This is a genomic window from Halopseudomonas oceani, assembly GCF_963677335.1.
GTDB classification, from domain to species: domain Bacteria; phylum Pseudomonadota; class Gammaproteobacteria; order Pseudomonadales; family Pseudomonadaceae; genus Halopseudomonas; species Halopseudomonas oceani.
On record NZ_OY781932.1, the window covers coordinates 141,644 to 162,873 of the forward strand.

Below are 21,230 nucleotides of genomic sequence, written 5' to 3' on the forward strand. Positions count from 1 at the left end.
TGTAAAGAGAGTAGCAACACCCAGGCACTGATTATCTTGGTTTTTTTCCTGCTCATACCGTTGGTCTACTTGTGCATGACTTTTCGACCAGCACTTCATAAAGGCTATGCAAGCCCTTGTTTTCATGCATCAAAGACAACTGATCAACATTTGACCTGACCCCGCAAAGCCGCATGCTTTCTCGCTTTGGGGTGGTTACTACAGTGTCATCAACACAGTTATGCACAGAAGGCGTGGATAACCACAGATACGCACAAGCTGTGGATAAGTCTGTGCGCAAGCGGTTCACAGACTGGTGATGGCCTGTCAGTTATCCCGTTGAGCCAACAACAGCAGATTGCGTGGCGTGAGCGACGGCTCGCAGAATTCGCCAAGCTGAACCCGATATCCCGCCTCCTGCAGGTAAAGCGCCCGCTCCAGCACCAGCCACAGCTCCAGCGGACGGCGGAACAGGCCGCCGACCAGCTCCAGGTTGCGCACTTCGGCCAGCCGCTGCCAGCCCAGCGCTTCCAGCGCCTGCCAGTCCGCGGGAGCCGGTAGTTGCAGGTCGTGGTAAGCCGCCATGGCAAGGCAGAAGTGTGCAAGCGTTTGCGGCTGCGGGCCGGGCGCACGTGACGGGGTAGGCAGGTAGCTATCCACTCCCCTGCCCTCGCGCTGCCAGTGATCGAAGGCCAGACGCCAGGCCATCGAACGGTCACGCTGGCGCAACTCACGGGCACCCGCGGTGGCGCTCTGCTGCAGCGCCAGCCCCAATTCATCACGACTGAGCGACAGCGCCGCTGCCTGACCCGCACGCGATAGCGGCTGATGCGCCGCCCCGGCAATGCGGTTGTAGCAGCAGGGAGAAAGTGCCAACTGGTGGCACTGACGGGCAACCACCTGTTCGATCAGTTGGCGGTGCAGGTCGCCGCAGGCGTGCAGCGCAACCAGAGTGTCATCGCACTCAAGTCGTTCGGCACTAGCGCCCTGCATGACATCGGCGTCCAGATGCTGGGCGCTGACCTGCAGCCGTTCGCTGAGCAGGGCACCAGCGCGGTTCAACTCGGCGTCCCATTCCAGACAACACACCGGGCAGCCGCTGTGCCAGGCCAGTAACCTGCCCAGATGGCCCTTGCCGGCGCACCAGTCGACCCAGCGTCGGGCCGGTGTCGGCACACGCGCGGCGGTCACCGCGGCAAAACGGGTAATCTGTTGCCACTTGCGACCGGCAATATGGCGGTGCAACAGCTCGGGAATCGGCGCGGACAGCGACTCGTTCCAGCGCGGTAGGGCACACAGCTGGCTTGCCTCGGCTGCCAATCGGCCAAACGGCTCTGGCGCCCCCGAGAGCAGCTCGGGCTGCGACTGGGCCAACTCCGCATCGGCCAGCGAACGGCCGCGCAGCCAACCAGCCAGCTCGGGCAGATCAGCTTCCCATGCAAGGACGGGGGTCGTGAAGGGCCGGGACCGCCACAGCACCTGATGGCGCTGCAGCCAGTCCGTCAGCCGGGTGAACCGCGCGAGCAACTCCACGCAGACGGGGTCAGCGCTGCTCGCGGCTGGCGTCGACCTTGAGCCAGCGCTCGACCAGCCGGAACAGCTGGGTAAAGACCAGCGTGATGATCAGGTACATGGCCCCGGCCACCAGGAAGAACAGCTCGTACTGATAGGTGCGGGAGTTGATCGTGCGGATCACGCCCATGATATCCATCATGGTGATGGTGTAGACCACAGCACTGGCCTTAAGCATCAGGATCACTTCATTGCCGTAGGCCGGCAGACCGATGCGGATTGCCCGCGGCAGTATGATGTACTGCAGCGCCTGACGACGGGACATGCCCAGCGCCCGCGCCGCCTCGACCTCACCCGGCGGTACCGCCTGAATCGCACCACGCAGGATCTCGGCGATATAGGCCGAAGTATGCATGGTCATGGTAATCAGCGCACACCAGTAGGGCTCGCGAAGGTAGGGCCAGAGAAAGCTCTTGCGCACGACCTCGAACTGGGAAATGCCGTAGTAGACAAGAAACAGCTGCAGCAGCAGCGGCGTACCACGGAAGAAGAAGATATAGCTGTACGGCAGCGCGCGGATATACCAGTGCCGCGATGCCCGCGCCAGCCCGAGCGGAATGGCGAAGAACAGACCGATGACCACCGCCAGCCCGACCAACTGCAGGGTTACCAGCGTGCCGTCCCAGAGTTGCGGCAGAAAGCGCTCGATCAGCGCCCAGCGTTCGGCCCAGGTCATAGCTCAGTCCTCACAAAGCCCCGGTTGGCACGACGCTCGAACCAGTGCATCGCCGCCATGATAAAGACCGTGAGGAACAGGTAGATCAACGCGGCCAGCAAATAAAAGGTGAAAGGCTCCTTGGTCGCGTTCGCAGCAGTCTGCGCCTTGCGCATGATCTCCTCGAGGGTGATCAGCGACACCAGTGCGGTGTCCTTGAGCATGATCAGGTAGAGGTTGCCCAGACCCGGCAGGGCGACGCGCCACAACTGCGGCAGGGTAATGCGCCAGAATATCCGCAGACTCGACATGCCCAAAGCCAGACCGGCCTCTTTCTGCCCCTTGGGGATGGCCAGTAGCGCGCCACGAAACACCTCGGTGGCGTAGGCGCCAAAGCACAACGCGAGAGCGAAGGTGCCCGCAACAAAGGGGCTCAAAGACAGCGTCGGGTTGCCGAACCAGGCACCGATAGCATTCATCGCCGACACCGTGCCGAAATACATCATGAGTACCCAGACGGTCTCGGGTACGCCACGTACAACCGAGGTGTAAAAGCCGCCGCACAGACGCGCGACAGGATTGCCGGACACCTTGGCCGAGGCACCAAGCAAGCCGAACAGAAGGCCGAACACCAGTGCGGCCAGCGACAGACGTAAGGTCATCCAGGTCCCTTCGAGCAGGGCTGGACCAAAACCGTGAAGATCAGGCATGAGTTTACATCCAGCTCGGGCCCCGCAGGGCCCGACTGGTCATCAGTAGATGCTGAAGGGGAAGTACTTGGCGTTGATGGTCTCGTAGGTACCATTTTCGACGATAGTCTGCAGCGCCGCATTCAGGCGCTCACGCAGCGGGTCGCCCTTGCGTACCGCGATGCCGATCTGGTCATTGTCGAACACCGGCTCGCCCTTGAACTCGAAATCAGCACCCGCGTCGCTCTGCAGCCACTCGTACTGCACGAAGTTATCAGCCAGCACACCGTCGATACGGCCTGCGCTCATGTCCAGATAGGCGTTTTCCTGGGTGTCGTACAGACGAATTTCAACCACGTCACCCATGTTGTCTTCCAGCCACTGACCGGCGATGGTCGCACGCTGAGCGCCGATGGTCTTGCCCTTCAGGCTGTCCTCGTCGGTGGCAAAGTCGGACGACTTGGGCGCAACGAACTGCAGCTTGTTGGTGTAATAGGGGTTGGTGAAGTCTACCGCCTGTTTGCGCTCATCGGTGATCGACATGGACGCGACCAGGAAGTCGAACTTGTTGTTGTTCAGGGCAGGGATAATACCGTCCCAGTCAGAGGTGACCACGGTGCACTCAACCTTCATCTCCGCGCACAGGGCGTGGGCGATATCCAGGTCAAAGCCGACAACTTCACCACTGGCGTCGATCTGGTTAAAGGGAGGGTAGGCTCCTTCGGTACCGATACGCAGACTCTCGGCAACAGCGGGAGCACTTACAAACAACGCGGTGGCGGCTGCCAGCAAGACTTTCTTGTATTGCTTCATGGAAGGACTCCTTACTTATGGCTTGACATGAACTGTCGGCAACGTTCGGAAACGGGATTGCCGAATACCTGCTCCGGGGTGCCGATCTCCTCAACCTGCCCCTGATGCAGAAATACCACTTCACTCGATACCTGCCTGGCAAAACCCATCTCGTGGGTAACCAGAAGCATAGTACGTCCCTCTTCGGCGAGCGCACGGATCACGTTCAGAACTTCCTGCACCATCTCGGGATCGAGGGCGGAGGTGGGTTCGTCGAACAGGATGACGCGTGGCTGCATGGCCAGCGTGCGGGCAATCGCTGCACGCTGCTGCTGACCACCGGAAAGCTGTGTCGGGAAGGCATGGCGCTTATCCGCAATGCCGACCTTTTCCAGGAAGGCTTCGGCCGCTTCAACAGCTTCCGCCTTGGATTGTCCCAGCACACGACGCGGCGCCTCGATGATATTGTCGAGGATGCTCATGTGCGGCCAGAGATTGAAGCTCTGAAATACGAAACCGACGCGGGCGCGCAGCCGGTTAATCTGGCTGTTGTCTGCCGCCACCAGTTCACCGTTGCGGCTGCGCTTGAGCTTGAGCTCTTCGCCAGCAACCAGAATCTGCCCCTGGTGGGGATTTTCCAGCAGGTTGATGCAACGCAGCATCGTGCTCTTGCCGGAACCGGAAGAGCCAAGAATTGAAATGACGTCGCCATCACGGGCGACCAGATCAACGCCCTTGAGAACCTCAAGGTCGCCATAACGTTTGTGCAGGTTGCGCACTTCCAGAGCGGGCGAAGTCACGTATCAGTATCCACCAGGCTGTGTTGGCCATCAGGTATCACAGGTACCGCACTTGTGGTGCGCCACCGTTCGACAGTTCCGTCTGCAGTAATCCGAATGTCATGCTGATGGCAAACCTAGCACAGCTGCTAATCATGACCAAGAACATACTCTTGGTCACATTGAGCCACTTACACGCAAAAGCCTTGCCATCTTCACTGATCTAGCCCCCAGAACGCCCGAAACAGAGCCTCTACGGTGAGCAGACAGGCCAACCCAATCACAACCCATGAACCGAAACGGTGCAGTCTCTGTAAAGTCTGCAGTGGCGTCGCCGGAATAAGTGTGGTTCTGGCCCTTGCCAAGATCAAGGCGGCGCACACTACCTTTCTCAGGTGAAAAGTCAACTCGTTTGAGGTCAACCCAGAAGGTATTTGGCGTCAGGGCCGACTCGAAAAGTGCCGCAGTCGCTGGTGATCCGCGACGACACGCTACCACGTGGAGGAGATGTTCGGTTCATTCTCCGTGGCGATGCCATAGGGCACCGAAACGTTGCGCAACACGCTAAATACGCTGGCAATCGCGTGATTGGGGTCTGCGCTCTTGGAAATTGCATTGACGTAAAAGGAGGCACGGGCAAACCGATCTGCCGCGCGATGGGTGCCGGGCAACATAACGGTGCTGCGCTATCCGCGCCAGTCATGTTGCAGGGAAACAGGGGAAGGCGGAATTTCAGGCAAAAAAAAGCTCGCTAGAAGCGAGCTTTTTAAAAGATGGTGCCCGGGGACGGAATCGAACCGCCGACACGGGGATTTTCAATCCCCTGCTCTACCAACTGAGCTACCCGGGCAACGTGGGCGCCATTAAATAGATTGCGCCTCGACCTGTCAAGCACTCTGAAAAATATTTTCTACTTTTTCAGCTGCTTACCGGCAGATTACTCGCTGGGAGGGACATACCCCTCGGCCTGCGCATAGTCTTCACCGGCAAGAAACTTGTCCATTTCCTGCTGAATGAAGCGGCGATCCTCAGGATCCATCATGTTCAGACGACGCTCGTTGATCAGCATGGTCTGATGCTTCTGCCACTCATCCCATGCCTTGCGCGACACTTCGTCAAAAACCGCCTGCCCCTTGGGGCCCGGATAAGGCGGACGGTCCAGTCCCGGCAGCTCCTTCTTGTACTTTCGGCACATCACCATGCGTGTCATCGACAAAACTCCTCTCAGGCCAGTGACGGAACTCGCGCTTCGATCTGGCGCAGCAATTTCTTCACGGGCGCCGCCAGACCCAGCGGTTCAGGATGCCGCAGGTTATACCAGACCTGCCCGGCTTCGGCCACGACAGGACGTGCAGAGACCCGTAGCAGCACAGGCTGGATGTCCAGGTGGAAGTGACTGAAGGTATGCCGCAACAGTGCCAGCGCCTCGCGCTCATGGGCCGCCATCTGCAAACGGCCGAGCAGGTCGGCCAGCTCGTCTTCGGCGTCGAGCTGAGGCGGACACCAGAGCCCACCCCAGAGCCCGCTGGACGGACGACGCTGCAACCAGACGGCGCCCTCCTCGTTCATCAGTAGCGGCATCACACAGCTGCGCACCGGCAAGACCTTGCGCGGCCTCGACGCCGGGAAGCGTTTCGGCTCCCCCAGCGCCCGCGCCTTGCAGCCATCACGCAGCGGGCAGAGCAGGCAGGAAGGGTTGCTGCGGGTACACAGTGTCGCCCCCAGATCCATCATCGCCTGAGTGTAGTGGGCCACCCTGTTTTCGGGCGTCAGCGCCTCGGCCATACGCCACAGGCGATCATGCACGGCCTTCTCGCCGGGCCAGCCGTCGACGGCTTCGAAGCGGGTCAGCACTCGCTTGACGTTGCCATCCAGGATCGGCGCACGGATGCCCATGCTGAGCGACGCCACCGCCCCGGCCGTCGAGCGACCGATACCCGGCAGCGCGCAAAGCCCTTCCACACTGCGCGGAAACGCGCCTCCGTGCTCACTGACGACCTGTTTGGCGGCCTTGTGCAGATTACGCGCGCGGCTGTAGTAGCCAAGCCCGGTCCACAGGTGCAACACCTGATCCTCGTCGGCCGCCGCCAGCGCCTCAACGGTGGGCAGCGCTTCCATAAAGCGCAGGTAGTAGGGAATGACGGTCGCCACCTGTGTCTGTTGCAGCATGATTTCCGACACCCAAACCCGATAGGGCGTCATATCCTGCTGCCAGGGCAGATCGTGGCGACCGTGGCCGTCATACCAGTCCAGCACGCGCTGGGCGAAAACCTCGGGTGTCACCGTGAAAACAGCCCCTTGATGGCGTCACGCAGTTCCGGTGCCTTGTCGCCGAGAGAATCGTCAATGCGCTCTTCCAGTTTGCGCTGCACTTCGTTGCCCACCAGTTTTGCTGCGATCTTGCCAACCCCATCGGTATCCACACCGCAGCTGCTGCCGGCGTTGTGCAGATAGCCCTGACAGCGAATCGGCCATTCAATACCGGCGTAGCGCTCATTAACCTGACACGCTTCGTCCGGCATCTCGCTGCGGTCACCTTCCAGCAGCAAGCCGAGTCGATAATCAATCCGCTGATCCGGCAGATTGATCTCGCCCTGCCCCTTGCCGGCCAGTCCCGGCAGATCGGCGATCAGGTCACGGTTGCTGACGACCCCGTTGCGGATGGTGAAGCTGCCGCTCAGCTGTTCAAAGGGCGTATTTTCACTGCCGTGCTCACCGCTCAACGACTTGCGATTGGCCAGAGCAATGGCGCGGCAAACCTGCTGTTCGAGATTGACGCCCAGCAATGCACCATCGTTCACCTTGAAACTGGCCGAGCCGTTCAGGCTGTTCATCCAGCGACGCAGGCTGTTACCGCCGGCAGCAACCTCCAGATTCATATCCATCAGACCACGCACCTGCTGGGGCACCTCGTAGGCCTGTTGTGCAGCCGCCGAGTCAATCCCCTTGAGCTGCGCTTTCAGCGTATTGCTGACCGGGGTCTTGCGGGTATCAATGCTGCCGGTCGCTGAGAAGCTGCCGGCAAAGATGCCGCCTTCAAATTGCGTAAGACGAACCAGGCCGTCGCGCGCCCTGACCGCCACACTGAATGGCTTGATGTGCTGTCCAGTCAGGGTGACTTGCTGCAGCGCCAGCTTGCCGTCCACGTCCAGACGTGCCAACAGATCCAGCGGCAGCAGGGCGTCATCACTCCACTCCTCTGGGGCCGACTGCGAGCGGCTGCCACCAGCGCCGGCGGCACCTGAACCGTCAGCCTCGCCAGCCTCACGCGGGGGCAGATAGTTATCCAAATTGAGCGTGTCACCACTGAGGTCAAAGCGCAGCGCTTGGCGCTCGAAGTCCGCGACACCCAGCGAGCCGTTGAGCGCAAAGCCGTCCAGCGCCAACTGCAGGTCGTTAAGCATCAGACTGTTGGCACCACCCTTGAGGTTGGCCGACAGGGCAACACTCGACAGGGCGCCGGGATCTGCCATCTCCGGCAGCTCCTGGCCGATGTCTCGCAGCAGGTCACGGGCATCAAAGGCCGCAACGTCAAGCCGGCCACTCAGCTGAGGCTCGCTGCTGAGTCCGGTCACTTTCAGTTGGCCGGTGGCGCGCATGTCAGCCAGCGACAACCGCAGCTGCCCCAACTCGGCCACCTGTTCGGCCAGATCGACCATACCGTCGCCCTGCAGCTGGAAGTTCACCGCACGGCCGCCAAAGGGATCGCCACTGGCGTCGACCTTGAGGTCAACCGCACTGAGTTGATAGCGCTGCGCCTCGGGCTGCATGGTCGCCACTGAAGACAGATCAACGCGCACCCGCATGGCCGGCTGGTCAGTGGTCAGCAGGCCCTGAAAAGCCACATCGAACGGCTCGTCGGGCACCAGCGCGCCAGTAGTGAAGTTGGCTTCGTCCAGGCTAAGGGTGCGACCGGTCTGGCGGTCTTCATAGCGCACGCTGGCGTTGGTAACACGCACGCTTTCAACGGTGATGTCAAACGTGCCGCCGGCATCGGAAGGCGACTCATCCATACCACTCGGGGTGCCGTCCTCGGCTTTCTCTGGCTTGGCCTGCGGGCCGACGGTTTCCCAGTTGCCAACCCCCTTGTCGTTCCGCACCAGCTGCAGCTGGATATCGTTGAGGATCACGTCGCTCATGCGCAGCTGCTTGCGCAGCAGCGGCAGCACCTTCACCCCAAGACCCAGGGTGCCGACGGAGGCCAACGGCTGATCGGGCGTTGCCACCGGAGCCACGCCCACATCTTTCAGCTCGATGCCGAGCCAGGGGAACAACGACCAACCGATATCCCCGTCCAGCGTCAATTCAACGTTGGCCTGCTCACGAGCAGCCTGACGGATATCGTCCTTATAGTCATTGGGATCAAACATCCGGGTCAGAAAGAACAGCGCGCCGATCACCAGAATGACGATGCCTGCCAGCACCATCCCCAATACCTTGGCAAAGGATTTCATACTTGCTCCTTGTCGTTTGCGGCCTCCGCGCCGCCTGCGTGCAGCCTACACGGCATCCAGTCTGGCCGCGACCTGTTCAGCCAGCGCCAGACTCGCCGTCAGCCCCGGCGACTCAACCCCGAGCAGACTGACCAGCCCAACGATACCGTGCGTGTTGTGGTCTTGGATGACGAAATCCCGGGCCGGTTCCCCCGGCCCGGACAGCTTGGGGCGCACACCGGCATAGGCTGGCTGCAGCCGCTCAGCATCGCAATCGGGCCAGTAACGGCGAATCGCGCCGGCAAAGACATCGCGCAAACCCTCGTCGACCTGATAATCCAGTTGATCGATATAGCGCACATCCGGGCCAAAGCGCAGCTGTCCGCCAAGATCCAGCGTCGCATGCACGCCAAGCCCGGCCGCATTGGCTTCCGGCATGGGGTAGACCAGATGGGAAAACGGCGAGCGGCCGCTGTAATTGAAATAGCGCCCCTGACACAGCTGCAGCGGCGGAATCTCACCCGCACCGGCGGCAGCCTGCACCTGCTGCGCGAACAGCCCCCCGGCGTTGACCACCTGTCGAGCGCTGACAGTGAAGGGTTCGCCCGCGCTGGAGCCGGTCACGCGCAGCCCTCCGCTGATCGACTCCAGCCCGGCGACCCGGGTGTTGCAGTACAGCTCGCCGCCGGCGACCTGCAGCGCCGCCTCGAACGACTGCATCAGCGCATGACTGTCGACAATCCCGGTGAGCGGCGAGAACAACCCGGCCACCGCCCGCACCTGCGGCTCACGTGCGGCAACCTCGCCGGCATTCTGCCAGAGCAGCTCGACGCCATTGGCCGCGGCGTTGGCCTGCAGTTTTTTAAGCGCAGGAATCTCGTCTTCGGTAACCGCCACCAGCAGTTTGCCGATGGTGTGATGCGGCACCGCATGGGCGCGGCACCAGCCATACAGCAGGTCGCGCCCCTGCCGGCAAAGCTGCGCCTTGAGCGAGCCCGGCGCATAGTAGATACCCGCGTGAATCACCTCGCTGTTGCGGCTGGAGCAATGCTGACCAATGCTGCTTTCCTGCTCCAGCACCAGCACACTGCGGCCGCCGCGCGCCATGCGCTGGGCGACAGCCAGCCCGACAACCCCTGCTCCGATGACCACCAGATCCACATCCACGCGCGGCTCTCCTCCTGTTTCGCTGCCATTGTGCCGTCAGCGATGGTCCGACAACAGCCCTGCCTATCAAGCCGATTGGCAGAGGCCATCAGTCACCGGTAGCCCTTCTGGCTGGCAGGCACGTATAATGCACGCCTTTGAATGCATCCATCAGCGGAGACACCCATGGCTGAGCGTAAGGCCAGCGTCGCGCGCGACACGCTGGAAACCCAGATCCAGGTCGCCATCAATCTCGATGGCACTGGCCAGGCCGATTTCGACATCGGGGTTCCCTTCCTTGAGCACATGCTCGACCAGATTGCCCGTCACGGGCTGATCGACATGACCATCAAGGCCCGCGGCGACCTGCACATCGACGACCACCACACCGTCGAAGACGTCGGCATCACCCTCGGCCAGGCGTTTGCCAAGGCCATCGGCGACAAGAAAGGCATCCGCCGCTACGGCCACGCCTATGTCCCGCTGGACGAGGCGCTGTCCCGGGTGGTGATCGACTTCTCCGGCCGCCCCGGCCTGCAGATGCACGTGCCCTTTACCCGCGCCAGCGTCGGCGGCTTTGACGTTGACCTGTTCATGGAATTCTTCCAGGGCTTCGTCAACCACGCCCAGGTCACCCTGCACATCGACAACCTGCGTGGTGTGAACACTCACCACCAGATCGAGACCGTGTTCAAGGCCTTCGGCCGCGCGCTGCGCATGGCGATTGAAGAAGATCCGCGCATGGCCGGCATCACCCCTTCGACCAAGGGTTGCCTGTAAGCCATGAGCAGTCATGTAGCCGTCATCGACTATGGCATGGGCAACCTGCACTCGGTTGCCAAAGCCCTTGAGCACGCCGGCGCCCGCCAGGTCGACGTGACCAGTGACCCACAGATCATCCTCGCCGCCGACCGCGTGCTGCTGCCGGGCGTTGGTGCCATTCGCGACTGCGTCAGTGAGCTGCGCCAGCTTGAACTCGACGGCGTAGTCCGTCAGGCAGCCAAGGAAAAGCCGCTGCTGGGCATCTGCGTCGGCATGCAGATGCTGCTGGAGCACAGCGAAGAGAACGGCGGCGTCGACTGCCTTGGCCTGTTCCCGGGCAAGGTGCGCTTCTTCGGCAACGAGCTGCATGAAGCCGACGGCACCCGCCTGAAAGTGCCGCACATGGGCTGGAACCAGGTCAAACAGGCCATCGACCACCCACTGTGGCACCGCATCGAGCAGGATGCCCGCTTCTACTTCGTACACAGCTACTACGCTGCTCCCGAGAGAAGCGGCCAACTGGCCGGGCGCTGCCACTACGGCGTCGACTTCGCCGCGGCGCTGGCACAGGACAACGTATTCGCCACCCAATTCCACCCCGAGAAAAGCCACACCAACGGCCTGCAGCTGTTGAGCAACTTTCTCGCCTGGGATGGGCGTTGGTAAACATCGAGCGACAAGCTGCAAGCCGCAGGCCAGAGCGCTTGAAGCTTGACGCTCTTTTCCCAAAGGAAAAAGACATGCTGATCATTCCCGCTATCGACCTGAAAGACGGCGCCTGCGTTCGCCTGCGTCAGGGCCTGATGGAAGACGCCACCGTGTTCTCCGACGACCCGGTGGCCATGGCCGCCAAATGGGTCGACGCCGGCTGCCGCCGCCTGCACCTGGTTGACCTGAACGGCGCCTTCGAGGGCAAGCCGGTCAACGGTGATGCCGTCACCGCGATTGCACGCCGCTACCCCGACCTGCCGATCCAGATCGGCGGCGGCATTCGCTCGCTGGAAACCATCGAGGAATACGTCAAGGCGGGCGTCAGCTACGTCATCATCGGCACCAAGGCGGTCAAAGAACCCGAGTTCGTCGGCGAAGCCTGCCGCGCCTTCCCGGGCAAGGTGATCGTGGGCCTGGACGCCAAAGACGGCTTCGTTGCCACCGACGGCTGGGCCGAAGTCAGCAGCATTCAGGTAGTCGATCTGGCCAAACGATTTGAAGCCGACGGCGTCAGCGCCATCGTCTACACCGACATTGCCAAAGACGGCATGATGCAGGGCTGCAACGTCGAAGCCACCGCCGCGCTGGCCAACGCCACCTCGATTCCGGTGATCGCCTCCGGCGGCATCCACCACATCGGCGACATTCAGACCCTGCTCGACGCCCGCGCCCCCGGCATCATCGGCGCCATCACCGGCCGTGCCATCTACGAAGGCACGCTGGATGTGGCGCAAGCGCAGGCGCTGTGTGATAACGCAGCCGCAAGCAACAAGCCGTAAGCGGCAAGCTGTCCGCGCTGGTTTACTGATTTTGCTTGCAGCTTGAAGCTGCTTTCGGAGAAAGCCCATGCCCCTGGCCAAACGCATCATCCCCTGCCTCGACGTCGATAACGGTCGCGTGGTCAAGGGCGTCAAGTTCGAGAACATCCGCGACGCCGGTGATCCGGTGGAAATCGCTCGTCGTTACAACGAGCAGGGCGCGGACGAGATTACCTTTCTCGACATCACCGCCAGCCATCAGGAACGCGACACCACGCTGCACACGGTCGAGCGCATGGCCAGCCAGGTGTTCATTCCGCTGACCGTCGGCGGCGGCGTGCGTACCGTGCAGGATATTCGCAACCTGCTCAATGCCGGCGCGGACAAGGTGTCGATCAACACCGCAGCGGTGTTCAACCCGGAGTTTGTCGGCGAAGCAGCTGATCGCTTCGGTTCGCAGTGCATCGTTGTGGCGATCGACGCCAAGCGCGTCTCCGGCCCGAACGAGCCCGGCCGCTGGGAGATTTTCACCCACGGCGGGCGCAAGCCAACTGGGCTGAACGCGGTCGAGTGGTCGAAGAAGATGGAGCAGCTGGGCGCTGGCGAGATTCTGCTGACCAGCATGGATCAGGACGGCGTAAAGAGCGGCTACGATCTGGGCGTAACCCGCGCCATCAGCGATGCGCTACACATCCCGGTAATCGCCTCTGGCGGCGTCGGCAACTTGCAGCACCTGGCTGACGGCGTGCTGCAGGGCGGCGCCGACGCGGTACTGGCAGCCAGCATTTTCCACTTCGGTGAATACAGCATTGCCGATGCCAAGGCCTATATGGCCGAGCGCGGCATCGAGATGCGTCTCTGATATCGCTGACGGCTTCCACGCTCTGCCTGGGAAACCGACCGCACGGACGTTACGCATACCGATAAGCGGCGGTGAGACGCAGAGCATTGGAACGATCAGCGACGGCGGAGCGCGCACGGACTCCAGTCCCGTTTACGCGGGCGAGTAGCGCAGGGCTGGCGGGAAACAGGACGGCAGCATGTCTGAGGAGCGCAGCGACGAGTTCTGCCGTCCCCCGCCAGGCCGAGCAACGCAGCGAACCCGAAGGGCCGCGTAGCCGGGTGCCCCGGGGGATCGCTAAGGGGGGGCTGGGCAAGCGGCCCCCCTTGGCTCGCCGTAAAAGGCGAAAAGCCATCCGTCAGACGACACCGCAGCCGGCAATACCATGCAAAACTGAACGCACCCGAGATGCACATCCTGACGGGCGCTCCCACGCAGAGCATGAGAGCGATCAACGATTCAGCAGCTACCGCTCCAACAACACCTGCACACTCACCAGCTGCACCCCCTCGCCCTCCAGTTGCGGCAAGCGTCGCTCCAGATAGCGCAAGGTCTCAGGATACGGATGACCGATCAGTACCGCCGAGCCGTCCTTGCGCGCCTTGGCGACAGCCAGAGCGAACTCGTGATCAATCTCCGCCTCGGTCCGCTGGTTGTCGAGAAACACGTCGCGGGACACGCTCGGCACCTTTGCCGTCTCGGCAGCAAAGGCCGCCTGGGTTTGTGCCGTGGTGCGGCTGTCGACAAAGAACAGCTGACGCTCACCCAACACCTGCATCAACCAGTCCATACGCTGACGATCCGCAGTAAGCCGACTGCCCATGTGATTGTTGACGCCCTGAATCGGGCTGAAGGCATTCAAGGCGAGTTGCAAACGGGAGCGAAACTCGGCTTCCGGCATGGCCGTGGTCAGCCCGCCCGGACCAATCGACAAGCCAGCCATGTTTTCCATCGGCAGGTGCAGCATTACCGGCTTGCCGGCTGCCGCGGCTTCGGTGGCCAGCAACTGTGAATGAGGAAGGAACGGCAGGATGGCCAGCGCGACCGGCCCAGGCAACGCCACCACCCGCCGACCAACCGGCAAGCTCTGGCCCACATCATCAATGATGATGGCAAGCCGGGGCAGGGAAGGCGGTTCAGTGAGCAACGTCGGCGGAACTGGCTCGGGCTCGATGACCGCCGGCGGCGGCTCGACCGCAGACAGCGGTGGGACCTCGACCGGCACGACGGGAACGACAGCAGCGCCGGCATTGGCCGGCTGCTCGGTCGCCGGGGCGGACGAAGGCGCTTCAGGCGACTCATCGTCCGAGCAGGCGACCAGCAGCAGCGAAAAACTCAGGGCAAGCGCGCGCAACACGCCGCCGCATGGCGGACAGGTCCAGCCCATCAATCAGTCTGCGGCGCGCGAACGGGTGGCGATATTCAAGCCCTTTAGCAGGCTCAGCGCCTGGGTCAGCTGATAATCCTCATCAAGCAGATTGCGCTCCGCTCTGGGCTCGCTGCCCGTAGGCCGCTCGTTGCCACTGGCGTTGTTGATGTGGCCTGCCAGATCCGCTTCGCGGAAGCCCATCTCCCCCTCATCAAGGGTCAGATGCCCGCGCTCGACACGGATATCCGGCACAATGCCCTGGGCCTGAATCGAGCGCCCGCTCGGCGTGTAGTAAAGCGCGGTAGTCAGTTTAAGCGCCCGGTCGTTGTTCAGCGGCAATACGGTCTGCACAGAGCCCTTGCCAAAACTGTCGGTCCCCATGATCACACCGCGCCCCAGATCCTGCAGCGCGCCAGCGACAATTTCCGAGGCCGAGGCAGAGCCACCATTGATCAGCACCACCAGTGGCACCGTGCCGGACGGATTGGCACTGGTGGCATTGAAGCGCATCTCGGCGTTGCTCAGGCGGCCCTTGGTGTAAACAATCAGGCCGCTGTCGACAAAGCTGTCGACCACCTCGACCGCCGCCTGCAGAACGCCGCCGGGGTTGTTGCGCAGATCGAGCACCAGCCCCTTGAGCTGGCCGTCAGCGTTGAGGCGATTGATCGCCGCCCGCACCTCGTCACCGGTGTTGACCTGGAACTGGGTAACACGCAAGTAGGCATAGCCAGGCTCAAGCTCCTCGGTCTTGACGCTCTTGACCTTGATCACAGCACGTTTGAGGGATACCTCGAACGGGCGCCCCTCGCCGCGCACCAGCGTCAATCGCACCTCGGAACCAGGTTCACCGCGCATGCGGTCAACCGCGTCCATCAGGCTCATGCCTTTTACCGGCTGGTCATCGATCTTGATGATCAGGTCGCCCGCTTCGATGCCAGCTTCTGCGGCCGGCGTGTCATCGATGGGCGAGACGACCTTAAGGAAGCCGTCTTCCTGTCCCACTTCGATCCCTAACCCGCCAAACTGTCCTTCGGTGCTGTCCTGCAGGCCGGTGTAGTCTTCGGGGGTCAGATAAGCGGAATGGGGGTCTAGCCCTTCGAGCATGCCACGAATGGCGTTTTCCAGCAGCGTCGCGTCATCCACCGGCTCGACGTAGGAGCTGCGAATACGCTCGAACACCTCGGCAAAGGTCCGCAGTTCGTTGAGCGGCAAGGGTGCAGCGGCGGGCTCGGCAGCCTGTTCCTGGGCATGAACCTGCGACAGGCCAAAAGCCAGGGTAAAACCGGCCACCAACAGACTACGCGCTGCAATCATGTAACTCTCCAGTCCGGGAAATTCAACGAGCGCCCTGCCGTCTGCCTGGTGCTGTCATCCAGACAGCATACACCAGCCCAACGGATCCAGCGCCTGACCACGATGACGAATTGCGAAGTAGAGCGAAGGCTCCGCCTGGCCGCCGCTATTGCCGACCGTGGCGATCGCCTCACCCGGCTGCACCCAGGCACCGACTTCCTTGAGCAGAGTCTGGTTATGCCCGTACAGGCTCAGATAACCGCCGCCGTGATCCAGAATCAGCAGCAAGCCCGAGCCACGCAGCCAGTCGGCAAACACCACCCGACCACCGTGAATCGCATTCACTGGCGTTCCGCTCGGTGCGTTTATCACCAGTCCGTCCCATTTCAACCGGGCGTCGCTGCCACGCTGACTGCCGAAGCGCGCCGCCAGCTGCCCTCTGACGGGCAGCGGCAGCTTGCCGCGTGCTTGCGCAAACGGCAGGTTGCCGGCAGGCACCGGAATACTGACAACAGCTTCATCGAGACGTTTAATCAGGCGAGTCAATTCCGCGCGCTCGGCCTCGCGCGCGCGTAACTGTTCGTTCTGGCTGCGCTGCTGCCCCTGCAGTGACGCCAGTAGCTCGCTGCGTTTGCGCTGCTGGGCCTGCAGCGCAGTGGTGCGCTCGGCCAGCCCTTCACGCTGCTGCTGCAGGTCGCTCTGCTGGTTGATGATTTGCGCACTGGTCTGCTGCAGATCGGCGAGGGTGTCGTTGAAGCGGGAGATTTCCGCAACCCGCGCCTGACCGACGTAATCGTAATAGCGCAGCATCCGCGCCATGCGTCCCGGGTCGTCCTGATTGAGCAGCAACTTCATATAACTCTGCTGGCCGGCCATGTAGGCAGCCCGGACCTGCCGGGCAATCTGTTCCTGCTGCCCCTTGAGCGACGCCTGCAGGGTGCGGGTCTGTTCGCGCAAATCGATCAGCCGGCTCTCGCCATCACGGATCTGTTGCTCCAGCTCGCGCCGCTCGCGCTGCAGACGACCGATGTCGGTCTCGCTTTCCTTCAGCTCGGCCTCCATACCGGAGACCTCCTGACGCAGCCCCTGCAACATGTCCTTCAGTCGCTCGATGTCCGCCTGCGCCTTTTCCAGCTCGGCCCTCGCGGCACGCGAATCAGCCGGCTGGTCCGCCGCCAGCGGTGCAGCCCAACCGCACACGGCGGTCAGCAGCATGGCCATCAGCGGCCGCCACCAGCGTCCCTGCTGCGAACTAGGCATCGGCGCTTACTTCACGCTGGTGATGATGCTGCGACCGGTCATCTCGGCCGGCTGCGGCAAACCGAGCAGCGTCAGCAGTGTGGGGGCAACGTCAGAGAGGATGCCGCCATCACGCAGCTCGACCTGGCGCGGCCCCACGTAGACGAACGGTACCGGCTCGCAGGTATGCGCGGTGTGCGCCTGCCCCGTGTGCTCATCAGCCATTTGTTCGACGTTGCCGTGATCAGCGGTAATCAGCGCCTCGCCACCCACCTTCGCCAGCGCGGCGCTGATGCGGTCGATACAGCTATCCAGGCATTCAACGGCGGCAACTGCCGCCTCAAATACACCGGTGTGGCCAACCATGTCGCCGTTGGCATAATTGACGATGATCACGTCGTATCGCTGCTGCTCGATAGCCTCAACGATGCGGTCAGTCACTTCCGGCGCGCTCATCTGCGGCTGCAGATCGTAGGTGGCAACCTGCGGAGAGGGGATCAGGATGCGCTCTTCACCTTCGAACGGCTCTTCGCGGCCACCAGAGAAGAAGAAGGTCACGTGGGCGTACTTTTCAGTTTCGGCAATACGCAGCTGCGTCTTGCCCTGCTTCGCCAGATATTCGCCCAGCACGTTTTCCAGCGTTGCCGGCGGATAGGCACAGGGGGCCGGGATATCGGCGGCGTACTGGGTCAGCATGACGTAGCCGGCCAGTTTGAGTTCGCGCTGACGGGCAAACCCGCTAAAACCGGGGTCAACGAACGCACGGCTCAGTTCCCGGGCACGGTCGGCGCGGAAGTTCATGAAGATGACTGCATCGCCGTCCTCGACCCTGACTGGCGCGCCAATGGTGGTGGCTTTGACGAACTCGTCGCTTTCACCACGCTCGTAGGCAGCAGCCAGACCGTCGGCCGCCGTCGGCGCATTGAACTCACCCCGACCTTCCGTGATCAGGTTGTAGGCCGCCTCGACCCGCTCCCAGCGGTTGTCACGATCCATCGCGTAGTAACGACCAATCAGGCTGGCCGTGCGCCCCTTGCCAAGGCGCGCGTAGGTGTTCTCCATCATCTGCAGCGAGGGTTCGGCGCTCCTCGGCGGCGTGTCGCGACCGTCAAGAAACCCATGCACATAGATGTGCTCACCGCCACGGCGGGCCGCCAGCTCGACCATGGCGGCCAGCTGATCTTCATGACTGTGCACGCCACCCGGCGACAGCAGGCCCATGACGTGCACCGCACGCCCCGCGGCCACGGCCTTGTCGACCGCAGCGCAGAGGACCGGGTTCTCGAAGAAATCGCCATCCTTAATCGACTTGGTAACACGGGTGAAGTCCTGATAGACCACCCGGCCGGCGCCCAGATTCATGTGTCCAACTTCAGAGTTGCCCATCTGGCCATCCGGCAGGCCGACATCCATGCCTGAACCGGATACCAGCGTATGTGGGGCATTGGCCCAAAGCCGGTCCCAGACCGGTGTATTGGCCGCCATGATCGCGTTGGAATCAGGGGACTCACTGTGACCGAAGCCGTCCAGAATCATCAGAACCAGAGGTTTGGGCGCTGCTGTCATGGCAAATAACTCACATTGGGAAGATCAGGAAAGGAACTGCGTGCCTGTCGGCCGCCAACATGCTCGACAGTTTACTGGTCGGGCGGCAGCCTGTCATGCTCGGTTCCCGCCATCGTTGGTGTATACTCGCGAGCTTTCAGCGTACCGGAAGCCAGTTCAATGCAGTTTCTTCAACATCTGATCGAATTCATCGGCAATCACTACCTGCTGACCACCGCTTTTCTTGTCATCCTCGCGCTGCTGCTGTTTACCGAAGGCCGCAAGGCTGGCGCGTCGCTCAGCACCAGCCAGGCGACTGCCCTGATAAACCGCGAGCAGGCAGTTGTGATCGACCTGCGGCCAAAGAAAGATTTCAGCGCAGGCCACATCGTCGACTCCATCAACATCCCCTACGACGCGCTGGAAAAACGCATGGGCGAACTCGACAAGCACAAGGGCAAGCCCCTGCTGCTGGTCTGCGCCGCCGGCCAGCACGCCTCCGGCTGCGCCAAGCAGTTGAAAGCCGCCGGCCACGAAAGCGTGGCTCGCCTGTCCGGCGGCATTTCCGGCTGGCGCGCCGACAACCTGCCACTGGTGAAATGATATGGCTGACGTCGTAATTTACAGCAGCAACTACTGTCCGTTCTGCACGCGTGCCAAGCAACTGCTGGCCAGCAAGGGTGTGGAATACCGCGAAATCAGCGTTGACGGTCAGCCTGCCCTGCGCGCGGAAATGACGCGTCTGGCCGGCGGCCGCACCTCAGTCCCGCAAATCTGGATTGGTGATACCCACGTTGGCGGCTGCGACGAGCTGTTCGCCAGCCAGCGCGCTGGACAACTGGATGCGCTGCTGGCAGGGTAAGCAGCGCTTTCAACACGCAATTACAACCATCACATCAAGGATTTTTCACGATGGCCGAAGAACAGAACAATCAAGCCGCCAACGGCGCACAGGCAGGTCAGCCGCAGTTCAGCCTGCAGCGCATCTACGTCAAAGACCTTTCCTTCGAGTCGCCGAAGTCGCCGGCCGTTTTCCAGAGCCAGTGGAACCCCCACGTCAATCTGGACCTGAACACACGTAACAGCGAGCTGCAGCCCGGCGTCTACGAAGTAGTGCTGACCGTCAACGCCACCGTTACCAGTGGCGAAAACGAGGTCTGCTTCATCGCTGAAGTCCAGCAGGCTGGCATCTTCGCCATCGACGGCCTGGAAGACGCCGCCCTGCGCCACACCCTCGGCGCCTTCTGCCCGAACATCCTGTTCCCCTACGCCCGCGAAGCCATCGACAACCTGGTTCTGCGCGGCAGCTTCCCTCCCCTGATGCTCGCACCGGTCAACTTCGATGCCTTGTTCGCCCAATCCGAACAGCGTCGTGCCAGCGAAGCTGAAGGCACTGCCTGATCAGTACCTGCGTGCCGGGCCATCTGGTCCGGCAACGGGCGCACCAGACGCCCGACAACTATCTGATCTTGTGCGCCCGCCAGCGCATGCTCTAAGGTAGGCGTCCGCACCCCGAACGAAGACGGAATCTCGCATGACCCTGCCGGCCTCTCGCCCCCTTTATCTGCTCGCTCTGATCGTGTCTGTCCTGTTGCTGACTGCCGCCCTGTATTTAGAGCATGTTGTCGGCCTTGAGCCCTGTCCGCTCTGTATCATCCAGCGCATCGCCGTCATCGTGGTTGGCCTGATCTGCCTCGCAGCGGTGCTGCACAACCCGAGCCCGAAGCATGGCAGACGAACCGGCGCAAGGGTCTACGGCGTCCTGGTGACACTGGCAAGCCTGGCCGGCGCCATCACTGCCGGCCGTCAGGTCTGGCTGCAGCACCTGCCACCGGATCAGGTGCCCTCGTGCATCCTGCCGCTGGACTACATGCTCGAAACAATGCCGTTCTGGGACGTGCTCAGTCAGGTATTTAGCGGCACCGCGCAGTGCGCAGAGGTGACTTGGACCTTCTTTGGCCTGAGCATCGCCGAGGGCACCCTGATCGCCTTCATCTGCTACACCGTGTTTGGCCTGATGCAGGTGCTGCGCAAGGTCGACTGACCGGGCGAGCCGCGCCGCGTCAGAAGCCTTGATGCGGCAACACTGACTGGCCTATTCTGTTGCAACTCGGTAATCACTCACAGCCAACATGTCGGCACAGCCGACACTGCCGAAAGAGGTGGAAGATGCTGGAAACTTGCACAACCTCCCAGGAACGCTGGGGCGGCGTCCACCAACTGATCGACCGCTGGCTGGCCGAACGCAACCAGTTGATCATGGACTACACCCGCCTGCGTCAGCGCGTTCACACACCCGACTCGGCCGACACGGCCCTATCCGCCTTCTGCGACGTTCTGGTCGACTATGTTTCGGCCGGCCACTTCGAAATCTACGAGCAGCTGCTGCGCGAAGCGCAGGATTTCGACGACCAGCGCGGTATTGAACTGGCTCATCAGGTTTATCCCAGGATCGAGGCCATCACTCGCGAAGCAGTCACCTTCAATGACAGTTACGGCCAACTGGCGAGCATTGTTGACGAAGAACAGATGCAGCAAAGACTGCAACAGCTGGGTGCCCTGCTACATGAACGTTTTGAGCTTGAAGACTGTCTGATCGAAGTACTGCACAACGCTCACAAGGATCTGCTCAGCACTGTCTGAGCAATCCACGCATAAGGAACATCT

General features: G+C 62.0%; 23 protein-coding genes and 1 tRNA gene. 9 read left to right on the plus strand and 15 right to left on the minus strand.

The window, feature by feature from the left end; genetic code table 11:
- Positions 1–306 precede the first annotated feature (306 nt).
- The 11 genes from ACKPCU_RS00585 to ACKPCU_RS00635 form a co-directional block, all read right to left on the minus strand.
- Entirely contained in the window at positions 307–1,512 is a 1,206-nt protein-coding gene (locus tag ACKPCU_RS00585; protein WP_321349123.1) for a methyltransferase, read from the minus strand.
- Between the two features lie 10 nt (positions 1,513–1,522).
- A complete protein-coding gene (locus ACKPCU_RS00590; protein WP_104738073.1) occupies positions 1,523–2,227 on the minus strand; it encodes an ABC transporter permease in 705 nt (234 codons plus the stop codon).
- Entirely contained in the window at positions 2,224–2,916 is a 693-nt protein-coding gene (locus ACKPCU_RS00595) for an ABC transporter permease (protein WP_104738072.1), read from the minus strand. Before ACKPCU_RS00595 ends, ACKPCU_RS00590 begins: the two co-directional genes overlap by 4 nt.
- 42 nt (positions 2,917–2,958) lie before the next feature.
- Positions 2,959–3,708 (minus strand): ABC transporter substrate-binding protein, encoded by a 750-nt coding sequence (locus tag ACKPCU_RS00600; RefSeq protein ID WP_321349124.1) that lies wholly within the window; start codon positions 3,706–3,708, stop codon positions 2,959–2,961.
- A gap of 11 nt (positions 3,709–3,719) precedes the next feature.
- Positions 3,720–4,487 (minus strand): ABC transporter ATP-binding protein, encoded by a 768-nt coding sequence (locus ACKPCU_RS00605; protein WP_321349125.1) that lies wholly within the window; start codon positions 4,485–4,487, stop codon positions 3,720–3,722.
- Positions 4,488–4,957: 470 nt separating this feature from the next.
- On the minus strand, positions 4,958–5,140 hold the full coding sequence (locus ACKPCU_RS00610; RefSeq protein WP_321349126.1) for a linear amide C-N hydrolase: 183 nt from the start codon (positions 5,138–5,140) through the stop codon (positions 4,958–4,960).
- Positions 5,141–5,240: 100 nt separating this feature from the next.
- A tRNA-Phe gene (locus ACKPCU_RS00615) sits at positions 5,241–5,316 on the minus strand.
- Between the two features lie 87 nt (positions 5,317–5,403).
- Positions 5,404–5,676 carry an oxidative damage protection protein gene (locus ACKPCU_RS00620; RefSeq protein ID WP_104738069.1) on the minus strand — a complete coding sequence of 91 codons (273 nt, stop codon included), beginning with the start codon at positions 5,674–5,676 and terminating at the stop codon, positions 5,404–5,406.
- Between the two features lie 14 nt (positions 5,677–5,690).
- Positions 5,691–6,749, minus strand: a complete 1,059-nt coding sequence (mutY, locus tag ACKPCU_RS00625; protein WP_321349127.1) for an A/G-specific adenine glycosylase — start codon at positions 6,747–6,749, stop codon at positions 5,691–5,693.
- Positions 6,746–8,920: an AsmA family protein gene (locus ACKPCU_RS00630; protein ID WP_321349128.1), complete on the minus strand. Its 2,175-nt coding sequence runs from the start codon at positions 8,918–8,920 to the stop codon at positions 6,746–6,748. Before ACKPCU_RS00630 ends, mutY begins: the two co-directional genes overlap by 4 nt.
- 45 nt (positions 8,921–8,965) lie before the next feature.
- Positions 8,966–10,006 (minus strand): NAD(P)/FAD-dependent oxidoreductase, encoded by a 1,041-nt coding sequence (locus ACKPCU_RS00635; protein ID WP_321351910.1) that lies wholly within the window; start codon positions 10,004–10,006, stop codon positions 8,966–8,968.
- Positions 10,007–10,231: 225 nt separating this feature from the next.
- Here ACKPCU_RS00635 and hisB point away from each other — a divergent pair, with 225 nt between their 5' ends.
- From hisB to hisF, 4 genes are all read left to right on the plus strand, one after another.
- Positions 10,232–10,825 carry an imidazoleglycerol-phosphate dehydratase HisB gene (gene hisB / locus ACKPCU_RS00640; RefSeq protein WP_088276175.1) on the plus strand — a complete coding sequence of 198 codons (594 nt, stop codon included), beginning with the start codon at positions 10,232–10,234 and terminating at the stop codon, positions 10,823–10,825.
- A 3-nt stretch (positions 10,826–10,828) separates the two neighbouring features.
- A complete protein-coding gene (gene hisH / locus ACKPCU_RS00645) occupies positions 10,829–11,473 on the plus strand; it encodes an imidazole glycerol phosphate synthase subunit HisH (RefSeq protein WP_321349129.1) in 645 nt (214 codons plus the stop codon).
- A gap of 74 nt (positions 11,474–11,547) precedes the next feature.
- Positions 11,548–12,297, plus strand: a complete 750-nt coding sequence (hisA, locus tag ACKPCU_RS00650) for a 1-(5-phosphoribosyl)-5-[(5-phosphoribosylamino)methylideneamino]imidazole-4-carboxamide isomerase (protein ID WP_321349130.1) — start codon at positions 11,548–11,550, stop codon at positions 12,295–12,297.
- A 67-nt stretch (positions 12,298–12,364) separates the two neighbouring features.
- Positions 12,365–13,138, plus strand: a complete 774-nt coding sequence (gene hisF / locus ACKPCU_RS00655) for an imidazole glycerol phosphate synthase subunit HisF (protein ID WP_321349131.1) — start codon at positions 12,365–12,367, stop codon at positions 13,136–13,138.
- Positions 13,139–13,583: 445 nt separating this feature from the next.
- On the opposite strand, the gene ACKPCU_RS00660 is transcribed toward hisF, so the two are convergent.
- Genes ACKPCU_RS00660 through gpmI form a run of 4 tightly spaced genes read right to left on the minus strand, consistent with a single transcriptional unit; the run spans position 13,584 to position 18,584 of the window.
- Entirely contained in the window at positions 13,584–14,504 is a 921-nt protein-coding gene (locus ACKPCU_RS00660; RefSeq protein WP_321349132.1) for a divergent polysaccharide deacetylase family protein, read from the minus strand.
- A gap of 3 nt (positions 14,505–14,507) precedes the next feature.
- Positions 14,508–15,800, minus strand: a complete 1,293-nt coding sequence (locus tag ACKPCU_RS00665; RefSeq protein WP_104738062.1) for a S41 family peptidase — start codon at positions 15,798–15,800, stop codon at positions 14,508–14,510.
- A 54-nt stretch (positions 15,801–15,854) separates the two neighbouring features.
- A complete protein-coding gene (locus ACKPCU_RS00670; protein WP_321349133.1) occupies positions 15,855–17,039 on the minus strand; it encodes a murein hydrolase activator EnvC family protein in 1,185 nt (394 codons plus the stop codon).
- A gap of 6 nt (positions 17,040–17,045) precedes the next feature.
- Positions 17,046–18,584: a 2,3-bisphosphoglycerate-independent phosphoglycerate mutase gene (gene gpmI, locus ACKPCU_RS00675; RefSeq protein WP_321349134.1), complete on the minus strand. Its 1,539-nt coding sequence runs from the start codon at positions 18,582–18,584 to the stop codon at positions 17,046–17,048.
- A 159-nt stretch (positions 18,585–18,743) separates the two neighbouring features.
- On the opposite strand from gpmI, the gene ACKPCU_RS00680 reads away from it, so the two are divergent.
- The 5 genes from ACKPCU_RS00680 to rsd all read left to right on the plus strand — a co-directional run bounded on the left by ACKPCU_RS00680 (position 18,744) and on the right by rsd (position 21,206).
- Complete coding sequence (locus ACKPCU_RS00680; protein WP_104738059.1) at positions 18,744–19,166, plus strand: rhodanese-like domain-containing protein; 423 nt, start codon at positions 18,744–18,746, stop codon at positions 19,164–19,166.
- 1 nt (position 19,167) lies between these two features.
- Positions 19,168–19,425, plus strand: coding sequence for a glutaredoxin 3 (gene grxC, locus ACKPCU_RS00685; RefSeq protein WP_104738058.1), 258 nt, complete (start codon positions 19,168–19,170; stop codon positions 19,423–19,425).
- Between the two features lie 50 nt (positions 19,426–19,475).
- Complete coding sequence (gene secB, locus ACKPCU_RS00690) at positions 19,476–19,964, plus strand: protein-export chaperone SecB (RefSeq protein WP_104738057.1); 489 nt, start codon at positions 19,476–19,478, stop codon at positions 19,962–19,964.
- Between the two features lie 133 nt (positions 19,965–20,097).
- The gene (locus ACKPCU_RS00695) at positions 20,098–20,607 is read left to right on the plus strand and encodes a disulfide bond formation protein B (protein WP_104738056.1); all 510 of its coding nucleotides are present in this window, start codon (positions 20,098–20,100) and stop codon (positions 20,605–20,607) included.
- Between the two features lie 125 nt (positions 20,608–20,732).
- Positions 20,733–21,206, plus strand: a complete 474-nt coding sequence (gene rsd, locus ACKPCU_RS00700) for a sigma D regulator (protein WP_104738055.1) — start codon at positions 20,733–20,735, stop codon at positions 21,204–21,206.
- Positions 21,207–21,230: the final 24 nt, after the last annotated feature.